General features: G+C 44.4%; 10 protein-coding genes. 6 read left to right on the plus strand and 4 right to left on the minus strand.

Features of this window, described 5'->3' with window-relative positions; all coding sequences use genetic code 11:
- Nucleotides 1–597 precede the first annotated feature (597 nt).
- Entirely contained in the window at nt 598–1,326 is a 729-nt protein-coding gene (locus BJP37_RS44195) for a reverse transcriptase N-terminal domain-containing protein (protein ID WP_143727441.1), read from the plus strand.
- A 1-nt stretch (nt 1,327) separates the two neighbouring features.
- Nucleotides 1,328–2,347 carry a group II intron reverse transcriptase gene (locus BJP37_RS44200; protein ID WP_330359484.1) on the plus strand — a complete coding sequence of 340 codons (1,020 nt, stop codon included), beginning with the start codon at nt 1,328–1,330 and terminating at the stop codon, nt 2,345–2,347.
- Here BJP37_RS44200 and BJP37_RS44205 read toward each other — a convergent pair.
- On the minus strand, nt 2,299–2,538 hold the full coding sequence (locus tag BJP37_RS44205) for a hypothetical protein (RefSeq protein ID WP_143727443.1): 240 nt from the start codon (nt 2,536–2,538) through the stop codon (nt 2,299–2,301). The genes BJP37_RS44200 and BJP37_RS44205 overlap by 49 nt on opposite strands.
- Nucleotides 2,539–2,544: 6 nt before the next feature.
- On the opposite strand from BJP37_RS44205, the gene BJP37_RS35470 reads away from it, so the two are divergent.
- Nucleotides 2,545–2,748, plus strand: coding sequence for a hypothetical protein (locus tag BJP37_RS35470; protein WP_143727444.1), 204 nt, complete (start codon nt 2,545–2,547; stop codon nt 2,746–2,748).
- A gap of 374 nt (nt 2,749–3,122) precedes the next feature.
- On the opposite strand, the gene BJP37_RS02860 is transcribed toward BJP37_RS35470, so the two are convergent.
- The gene (locus BJP37_RS02860) at nt 3,123–4,286 is read right to left on the minus strand and encodes a GuaB3 family IMP dehydrogenase-related protein (RefSeq protein WP_075896321.1); all 1,164 of its coding nucleotides are present in this window, start codon (nt 4,284–4,286) and stop codon (nt 3,123–3,125) included.
- 104 nt (nt 4,287–4,390) lie between these two features.
- Between BJP37_RS02860 and BJP37_RS38285 the strand changes: the two genes are divergently transcribed.
- Nucleotides 4,391–4,567, plus strand: coding sequence for a hypothetical protein (locus BJP37_RS38285; RefSeq protein ID WP_158069376.1), 177 nt, complete (start codon nt 4,391–4,393; stop codon nt 4,565–4,567).
- An 84-nt stretch (nt 4,568–4,651) separates the two neighbouring features.
- Here BJP37_RS38285 and BJP37_RS02865 read toward each other — a convergent pair whose 3' ends face one another.
- Together BJP37_RS02865 and BJP37_RS02870 are read right to left on the minus strand one after the other, a co-directional pair.
- The gene (locus BJP37_RS02865) at nt 4,652–6,754 is read right to left on the minus strand and encodes an SPFH domain-containing protein (RefSeq protein WP_229415174.1); all 2,103 of its coding nucleotides are present in this window, start codon (nt 6,752–6,754) and stop codon (nt 4,652–4,654) included.
- Nucleotides 6,755–6,869: 115 nt separating this feature from the next.
- Nucleotides 6,870–7,580, minus strand: a complete 711-nt coding sequence (locus BJP37_RS02870; RefSeq protein WP_075896325.1) for an OB-fold-containig protein — start codon at nt 7,578–7,580, stop codon at nt 6,870–6,872.
- 197 nt (nt 7,581–7,777) lie between these two features.
- Between BJP37_RS02870 and BJP37_RS38290 the strand changes: the two genes are divergently transcribed.
- Both BJP37_RS38290 and BJP37_RS02875 read left to right on the plus strand, forming a co-directional pair.
- Nucleotides 7,778–7,939 (plus strand): hypothetical protein, encoded by a 162-nt coding sequence (locus BJP37_RS38290; protein ID WP_158069377.1) that lies wholly within the window; start codon nt 7,778–7,780, stop codon nt 7,937–7,939.
- A 234-nt stretch (nt 7,940–8,173) separates the two neighbouring features.
- Nucleotides 8,174–9,394, plus strand: a complete 1,221-nt coding sequence (locus BJP37_RS02875) for an IS200/IS605 family accessory protein TnpB-related protein (protein WP_229415175.1) — start codon at nt 8,174–8,176, stop codon at nt 9,392–9,394.
- Nucleotides 9,395–9,445: the final 51 nt, after the last annotated feature.

The raw sequence follows: 9,445 nt of genomic DNA on the forward strand, positions 1-9,445 counted from the left end.
GTCAGTCTTTGAATGAATAGGAGTAGGTGCGATTCGTTGGGCATAAACCGGATAAAACCGGGGGACTGCCCGAAGGGGTAAAACCCTTTAACTGTATGATTCATGTAGGTTAAACTCCTACAGCCTTGATGTCAGGTTACTCCATATTCCTAGGCTCCGAGAATGAACATCAAAGAGTCGAGTGCAAGGAATAAACGCGGAGGCAAGTCGAAGTCATTTAAGACCCATGCCGCTAGGGAGACCGAAAGGGTAAGACAACGAACTGGTGATTGACGCATCGTCAATTCAAGATTTAGGACACAATGACTTAAGTCCTTTATCGACTCGAAGATGATAAGGAAATGGATTTTTCCTTATCATCTTCGACATCCTTCCCCAGAAATGGGCATCTTCCGGTGTATAGCCAGTACCCAACCCGGTCAGTCAATGGTCATACGGAACGAAGTAACCAGGATAGTTGCTCCCTAAAAGGGTAGGTATTCAGCCTCATGGGCTATCTTGGCGAGACGGTGTCAGAAGCCAAAGCCTTGGGGAAAGCCCAAGGATATGCAGACGGACACCCCTGAGTTTGGCAAGAGTAGAACACGAGTAGCAGTTATGTCCAATACACACAATCCTGTGATGGTGGAACTGAATAACTGGAACTCCCTCAAATGGAAATCCATTGAGAGGGCAGTGTTCAAGCTGCAAAAGCGTATCTATAAAGCCTCACAGAATGGGGAGCGAGCTAAAGCTAGAAAGCTCCAAAAACTACTAACCAAATCCAAATCTGCTCGGTTATTAGCCGTAAGGAAAGTAACCCAGGATAACAGAGGTAAAAAAACTGCCGGAATAGATGGTAAGAAATCTTTCTCACCAAATGAACGGTTAGCCTTAGCCCAGTCCCTAGAGCTGGATGGAAAGGCAAGGCCGGTTAGAAGGATTATGATACCGAAACCCGGAAGGAAAGAAAAAAGACCTCTGGGAATCCCTACTATGGAAGACAGAGCAAAACAGGCACTAGCCAAATTAGCTCTAGAACCAGAGTGGGAAGCACAGTTTGAACCTAATTCCTACGGTTTTAGACCCGGAAGAAGCACAAAAGACGCTATAGCAGCAATATACTCTGACATAAATCAGAACAGTTACTACGTGCTGGATGCGGACATAGAGAAGTGCTTTGACCAAATCGACCATGAAAAACTGTTAAATAAGGTAAACACTTATCCTCAAATGAGGAGACAGTTAAAAGCTTGGTTAAAAGCTGGAGCCTTAGGAAAAGAAGGATTCATAGAAACTCCCGCACTTAACACCCCAAGGGGGGGTAATCTCACCATTATTAGCTAACATAGCCCTCCATGGGTTAACTCAGCTAATGAACAAGACTTACCCGGTAAGGTACCATTACCAGCATCTAGCTCAAAAGTATAATCTCCCTCCAAAAAGAAATCTCAGACCACCTTTGGTTCATAGATATGCGGATGACTTTGTAGTTCTCCATAAGAGTAAAGAGATGATACTAGAAGCAAAGGGAGTCATCCAGGATTGGCTAAAAGAAATCGGACTAAACCTAAAAGAGGCTAAAACTTCTATAGCGCATACCTTAGGGAGGAAGGGAGTAAAAGCAGGATTCGATTACCTCGGTTTCAATGTCCGACAATATGAGGTCAATGACATAAATAGCGGAAAGGACACTAAGGGAAATCCACTAGGATTTAAAACCCTAATAAAACCAAGCAAAGATGCCATAGATAAGCATCTTAGAAACCTAAAGGACACTGTCCGCCGCCATAGAAATTCAGACCAAGCTAATCTAATCGGAGATTTAAACTCAAAGATTACTGGATGGGCTAACCAATATAATTCGGTGGTAAGTTCCAGACTATTTGGCCAACTAGATAATAAACTATTCCTAAAGTTAGAGCGATGGGCTAAATATCGGTCTCCAAATATTGGAGCAAAAGAAGCCATAGCTAATTACTGGTGGATAGATAAAGGTGAAGGCTGGGTATTCAGGACACCTGATGGTCAAAACACCCTACAAAATCATAAAGACACGCACATAAAAAGGGTGATAAGGCTGAAAGAAGGGAAATCCCCGTATGATGGAGATTGGCTCTATTGGGCTGAAAGGTTAGTCAAATATCATGGGATTAAACCCACTGTGAATAAACTCCTGAAAAGGCAGAAAGGGAGATGTGCCCTGTGTAATCACAGATTTATGTCTGATGATTTATTTGAAATAGACCACATCATCCCTAAGAGAGCTGGAGGTAGTGACAAGCTAACTAATAAACAGCTCATCCACTCTCATTGCCATCATAATAAAACTTGGCAACAAAGAGAGGAATATCCCCATAAAGTGTAGGCAATCCCAATGCCACCAGGAGGAGCCGGATGATTGGGAACAGTCATGTCCGGTTCTGGAGGAGAGTTCGAGGGAGGAATCCCTCGTTCGACTCTAATAGTGGGCATCCTGCCCGCCCGAAAATAAGCATGAAACTGGCAAGATGCCAGTTCCACGCAAGATGCCCATTCCACGCAAGATGCCCATTCCACGGCAAGATGCCTATTCCACAGGTGCGACCCAAGGCCGGGGAACCCGGCCTTGGAGGCGCGCACCTAAACACTCTTAAAATCATTCCATTATTAAGCAACGCCGTTCAACCTACCCTACACCGAACGCCAAAGGCGAACAACCAAACAACCTTCAACCAAACAACCTTCAACCTTCAACCTTCAACCTTCAACTTTCAACCTTCAATATAAAATAAGGAACCGCCCGAACTATGTCCGGGCGGAGTGTGGTGTGAGGAGTGAACGGAAACATTTGTCTCCGCTTTTTCCATTGTATGTCACCGTTGATTTTTTTTCAGCAATTTCCAAGCCAGTCGAAAAATTTTGACGATTGGCGGTGGTCGCGATAAGTATCTATAATCATCGCTTTAACTATTTAGCTTTAACTATTTAGCTTTAACTATTTAGCTTTAACTATTGACAACAGTTGTTCGTGAACTTTAGAAACCTGTAAAAAAGCTGTTCAATTTATGAATTACCATAATATTTGGTAATTGTCAATGGTCAAGTTTCAATTTTAAATTGATGAACAACTAAGAATGATCAGTATTCAACTAGAGACTATACTATTTACCCATACCCAACTGCTGAGCTTTCTGGTATACCTTTCCTTCTGTTAGCAGAGAAGGAGCAATCACTACTTCCACTTGTTGCATTTCCTTGAGGTTTTTTGCTCCGAGGGTTCCCATACTGGTTTTCAATGCTCCCAAAAGGTTGTGGGTGCCATCATCCATTTGGGCTGGTCCAGTCAGAATTTGCTCAAGTGTGCCAGTGCTGCCGACTTTAATTCGTGTCCCACGGGGTAGCACGCTGGAAGGGGTTGCCATCCCCCAATGAAATCCTTGTCCGGGAGCTTCTTTGGCACGGGCGAAAGGAGAACCAATCATCACCCCATCAGCACCACAAGCAATACACTTACAGATGTCACCTCCTGTAATTAAACCGCCATCAGCAATCACTTGCACATAGTTACCGGTTTCTTGATAGTAGTCGTCACGGGCAGCAGCGCAATCTGCCACTGCTGTTGCCTGAGGTACACCGACACCCAAGACACCCCGAGAGGTACAAGCAGCACCAGGACCAATACCCACCAAGACAGCAGTTGCCCCAACTTTCATCAAATTGAGGGCAACGTCGTAGGTCACGCAATTCCCCAATATTACTGGCATGGGCATATCCTGACAAAACTGTCCCAAATCCAGGGGATTGATAGACTCTGGTGACAGGTGAGCTGTTGAAACGACTGTTGCTTGAACAAACATTAAATCAGCACCAGCTTCTGCCACTACCTGACTATATTTACTGGCTCCAGCAGGGGTCAGACTCACAGCTGCAATACCACCTTGGTCTTTGATTTCCCGAATTCGCTGGGTAATCAATTCTGGCTTAATCGGTGAACTATAAAGTTCCTGCATCAGGGGAACAAACTCAGAATTTCCCACCGAAGCAATGCGGTCTAGTATGGGTGATGGGTCAGCATAACGGGTTTGAATCCCTTCTAAGTTGAGAACCCCCATTGCCCCAATTTGGGACAACTTGACTGCCATGGACACATCAATCACCCCATCCATAGCGCTGGCGATAATGGGAATTTCCCTTTCAATACCACCAATACGCCAGCGAGTATCAGCCAAACTGGGGTCGAGTGTCCGCTGTCCGGGAACGAGTGCAATTTCATCTATGCCGTAGGCTCTGCGAGCTATCTTACCTCGCCCAATTTGAATATCCACGCTGTTTTTCTTCCGAGATTATTTTAGCTAGGTTATCAAATTGGAGCGAAGATTGCTCGAACTATACAAAGAAACTATGAATTGTGAAGCATGAAGTATCAATTATGAATTCTTCATACGTAAGCATTCAGCTATCAGCTATCAGCTATCAGCTAAAGGCTCTTGGCCACGCTACTGTTCACGCAGCACCTCAAGTAGCGCAATCGGTGCTTTTGAAGCAAATAAGCACCTCAAGTAACGTGAGCCAAAAGCTGACGGCTGTTTGCGTAGCGTGCGCGTAGCGCATACGCTGAGTGCTGAATGCTTACCTTCATACTTCAGGTGCGACCCGTGGCGAATTAAATTATTAATGGGTCAAGGGCACCTTAGCCTTTCCCTGATTTAGGTTTCTTGATGCTTGGTTGGGTAAGGTGGTTTTTTTCGGTAAGGTTTGAAGTGGCTGCTGCCCGTGATGGGATGATATCGGTGGTCGGGGTTTTCTTATCCTTTGGTGTGATTGTGTTACTGGTGATTGTGCTACTGTTGTTACTCATCATCTGGCGGATTTGACTAATCAACTCCCCTAGCTTGCCTTCCTCTAACAAACCATTAATCATTGATAAGCCACTGGTAGACAGTAGCAGTTTGTTGATGTCACCTACACTGCTAACTCCGTTACCATTATTGCCATTGACACCGGGGAAGGAGTAAATCCGAGTATCTCCCAAAATTCCTGGCTGGGGAGCTAAGGCTTTGGCAATTTCTGGTAGTTGATTGGCTAACTCTGGCCATATGGTAGTGATGATTTTAGCAGTTAGCTGAGCATCGCTAATGGAATTTTCGGCTTCGATCAGGGATCGTTTACCTTCTGCCTCTGCTAAGGCTTTATCCCGATTTGCCTCTGCTAGGGTGCGGATCGACTCAGCTTCTAGTTCTGCTGCTTGTCTGGCTGCTTCAGCTTGACGAGAGCGGCGGAATACATCGATTTCAATCACGTTTTGCTCACCAATCCGCCGTTGTTCGGCTTCTTGTTCAGCAGCAATGATAGAAAGGCGTTGTTGCCGTTCGGCTTCTTCTACTTCCGTTGCGGTGGCTACAGCGGCTTCAGCTTGAGCTCGTTCGGCTTCGGAATTGAAGCGATCGCGTTCTTTTTCGGAAATTGCGATCGCAGCGTCTTGTTGAGCAATTTTTGACTCTCGTTCTGCTTCTGCCAATTCTACCTGAGAATTAAGCAAGGCAGCATCGACGGTTTTCTGACGAGTAACTTCTGCTACTTCTGCTTCCTGTTTTTGCAGGATTTGTGCCACCTTGAGGGTTTTATTCCGTTCTTCTAATTCAATATCTGCCTGAATTTTCTTAGCTTGGACTGCCAGCTGTTGTTGAATCTTTTCCTCTTCTAAGGTTTTCTGACGATTAATTTCTGCCAATTCAGCTTCTTGTTTTTGTAGGGTTTGGGCTACCTTAAGGGCTTTATTCCGTTCTTCGAGGGTGATATCGGCTTCAATTTGGCTTTGCTGCAAGGCTAGTAGCTTGCGAATTTCTTCCTCTTCTACAGACTTATTCTGTAAAATTTTAGTCCGCTGAATTGTGGCTGCTTCTGTGGCTTTAGCTTCTTCTATTTCCCGCTCACGCTGGGCTTTTAGGGCTTCAACCTCAAGCTTTTGCCCCAGTTTAGCTTCTTCTTGTTCTTGGGCAATGCGTAGGGATTGCTTTTGAGCGTTTAGTTCTTTCTCTTCAATGGCAACTTTGGTATTTAGCTCAACTTCAGTTTTTTGCTGAATTGATTGTTGAATGGTTTCCGTGCGCAGACGTACTCCTTGGGCATCAAAGAAGTTATTCGTATCGTAGGTATCACTCTCTTCTATCTCAGAAATCGCGATATTATTGAGGGTTAATCCGACTTTTCTTAAGTCTTGCTGAATTAAATTCAACACTTCATCAGCAAATCCTAATTTATCGGAATCAATTTCTGCCAAATTCTTTTTCTTAGCTGCTGCTCTAATAGCATCATCCGCCCGTTTTTCGATAGCTTCTTTAATATCTTCGGGGGAAATTTTACCTTCACGAGACAGTCGTTGGGCAGCAGTAATCACATCTTCTTCATTGGCATTGATACAGACATAAAAGGTTACCCGCATATTAGCCCGCAGGTAGTCTTGGGTCCGAACTGCTAGGTTACCGGTGCGCTCAACATCAATAGAAATTTCTCTGAGTGGGATACGGGTAAGTTCATGAAATCCTGGCAAAACCACACACCCGCCACTGAGAATAACCGTTTTCTTTTTGACAAAGACACCACCTGTCCGCAAAAATGCTTCGTTGTTGGGCGTGATGACATAAACTCTGGTGTAAGCCCAGATGCTTAATAGCAATAATACAATCAGACCTCCAATCACACCGGGGAAAAATAGAATTCCAGGAGGAAGCTGGGCTATAGATGACTGTACCGGAACAGTTTGCACTGTTGTATTCATCGATGAGTTTGACATGGCTAAATAGATTTAAGATAAATGGAGCTATATATACTAATCAGGGCAGATCAGAAAATTTTTGATAATCTTGAGCAACTTATATACATCACAGCAGGTTGTACGCCCTTGCTAACTAATGGGCATTGTCTAACCAGGCTTGCTGATCAGCACTATCTTTAAGCACTACGAGATAGTTATGATGGTGCCGATCAATCACTAATACTTTGTTACCCCGTTTAGGAGTAACTGTTGCCCAAGTTGGTAAGGTGGCATTAACTGTAACTAAATTACGAGCTGGATCTAGGACATCGACTTGACCGATTTTGCCTTGGTTTTCCTTGGGAAGGGTGGCAGAGGAAACTGTACCGTGACAGCCAACTAAGCGATCGCTACTGGTATCTTCTCCAAAGGAGGCGAAAATTTTTCCTATCGGTCGAGAGATGAATCCTCCGGTAACTAGGGTCAGGAACAATGACATTACTGATACCACCCCTGCCAAAAACCCGGTGGGAATACTGCCAGTAACACCACCAATCATGACATTGAACATCCAGCCGAAAAGTCCCAAAAGGCTACAGTCTGTTGCCAAGAGTAAAATTAGGGGGGCTTTGCCGATACCTAGCCATCCTAGAATTTCAATACCGCCTAAATCACCATCGGCATCAGTATCTGTATCAGTACCGACATCGACATCTGCATCTACATCGAGATCCACATCTAGATCTACATCTGCATCTATATCAATCTCATCGTCTCCGCCACCGGAAATAATGACTAACAGAAACAGTAGAACTCCCATACCCAAAAAGATCCAGTAAGGGAGGTTGGCTAGGTGAAATAGCATGGGTGTATGCGATCGCGTTTTTTGAATGAATTGTTGCTCTATATATCAAGCCTAACGACTGGTTTCTTGGAAATCGGGAAAATGTAAGTATTTTTAATGTTCTTGAAAGATTAACCATTTTGCCGATATTCCGCACTTCACAGTCTCACAATCAGAATTAACTGAGAAAGGAATCGAAGGCTATCGCCGATCCGATAATGTGTAGCAAATACCCAGGAGTGCAACAACACTGGTTTGTGGTGGAAACTCAGAAGCCCAAGGAGTCTGACCTCAAGCAACTGCAGAAGAAACTTAGCCAAAGCAACACCCCACTGGCAAACCAAAATACAGAAATTGAGCGTGCAAGAGTTTACCTGTGAGGCAGATGCATGGGCTGCAGAGGATCAATTTGAACAAAGATGCGACGCATTCCCCCACCTGGCCGTAGGCCACGCTACGCGAACGTCCAGGTGGGGGTTAAGGAGCAAGCTGCTGATGTTTACTAAAAGCTGGAACACAAATTATTCGGGTTAAGAAGCGGAGGCCGTAGGCCACATTGTCGTCTCATCTTTTATAGGTTAAAATATTAAAGACAGGAGAGTTTGTTAGAAAGCGTGAAAACGCCAACCAAAGTCATACGAACTGACAAATGGCAACTTAATGATGTGACTCCAGATCAAAGGATACTGTTCGGTGAGACAATTAAGGTGTATCGTCAAGCTTGTCGGTATTTGGTCGGAATCATTTATACTCATTGGTCTGAGCTAGGGGGTTTAACAGCAGATAAGTTAACTCCTGCTGTTGAGCAGTTAATGCATCAAACAGCCAAACGTCCTAATATCAAGTATCCTCAATTTAACAAAACTTTTTACAAATTCCCTAGCTACTACCGTCGTGCTGCGTTCGCGAAGCGTCGGCTACGCCGAATCGCTTTTGCAGCGGGTCAAGTTAGTAGTTTTGTAAATCGTTACAGGGAATGGCAATCGGGTATCCGAAAGAGACGGGACAGCAAGCCTCCAAAGTTAAATGCAGATACTGGCTGTTACCCCGCTTTGTACAAAGGTCAGTGTTATAAGCTTCACGGCTTTGACCAAGTCGAGATCAAAGTTTTCAACGGTTCTGACTGGGTTTGGACTGTGGTTCAAATCACTGGTTTAAGGGAACGCCATCAGGTAGCCACCAATAAAATGATGTCTCCTTCGTTGGTTTTCAATGAAAGAGTTTGTCATTTATCAGTTCCATTTACTTGTAAACCAGAAAAACGTAAACCAGAGGCTAATGTAACTGCCGTAGATTTAGGAATTAATACTACTGCAACAATAGCGGTTGTCACTCATGACGGCACTGTAATCCACCGCGAGTTTATTCACCCGGGGAGAGACATAGACCGTAGGGACAAGCGACTAAAATCCGTATCGGTACGGGCATCTAAAACGATGGGAAAAGGTGGAAAACTTCACAAAGGATTCTGCTCCAAGACCTACCAAAAATGTCGAAGAATCAATAACCAGATTGGCCATACTGTTTCCAAGCGAATTGTTGAGATTGCTGAAAAGTTTAATTCATTAGCCATCGTATTTGAGAACCTCAAAGGATGGAAGCCAAAGGGTGGACGAAAGCGATCCAACCTACGGCAAAGATTTCATGGATGGCTCAAGGCAAAAATTCGCGACTTCACAGAAATGAAATGGGCAGAGTTGGGAGGTAAAGTAATAGAGGTTGTTGCAGCCTACACCTCCAAACTGGCCTACGATGGTTCAGGTACGGTTAAACGTGATCCTAAAAATTATGCCCTAGCAACCTTCCCCAGGGTAATCGCATCTAATTTGGTATAAATTGTACTTGACAAAAAAAACGGTTGCATGAACAAGTCCTTCATCTCTCAT

Source organism: Moorena bouillonii PNG (assembly GCF_001942495.1).
GTDB classification, from domain to species: Bacteria; Cyanobacteriota; Cyanobacteriia; order Cyanobacteriales; family Coleofasciculaceae; genus Moorena; species Moorena bouillonii.

Coding starts and splice junctions, on each gene's coding strand:
- BJP37_RS44195 (WP_143727441.1), top strand. CDS start 598: ATGTCCAATACACACAATCCTGTGATGGTGGAACTGAATAACTGGAAC.
- BJP37_RS35470 (WP_143727444.1), top strand. CDS start 2,545: ATGCCTATTCCACAGGTGCGACCCAAGGCCGGGGAACCCGGCCTTGGA.
- BJP37_RS38285 (WP_158069376.1), top strand. CDS start 4,391: ATGAATTCTTCATACGTAAGCATTCAGCTATCAGCTATCAGCTATCAG.
- BJP37_RS02865 (WP_229415174.1), bottom strand. CDS start 6,754: ATGTCAAACTCATCGATGAATACAACAGTGCAAACTGTTCCGGTACAG.
- BJP37_RS02870 (WP_075896325.1), bottom strand. CDS start 7,580: ATGCTATTTCACCTAGCCAACCTCCCTTACTGGATCTTTTTGGGTATG.
- BJP37_RS38290 (WP_158069377.1), top strand. CDS start 7,778: ATGTGTAGCAAATACCCAGGAGTGCAACAACACTGGTTTGTGGTGGAA.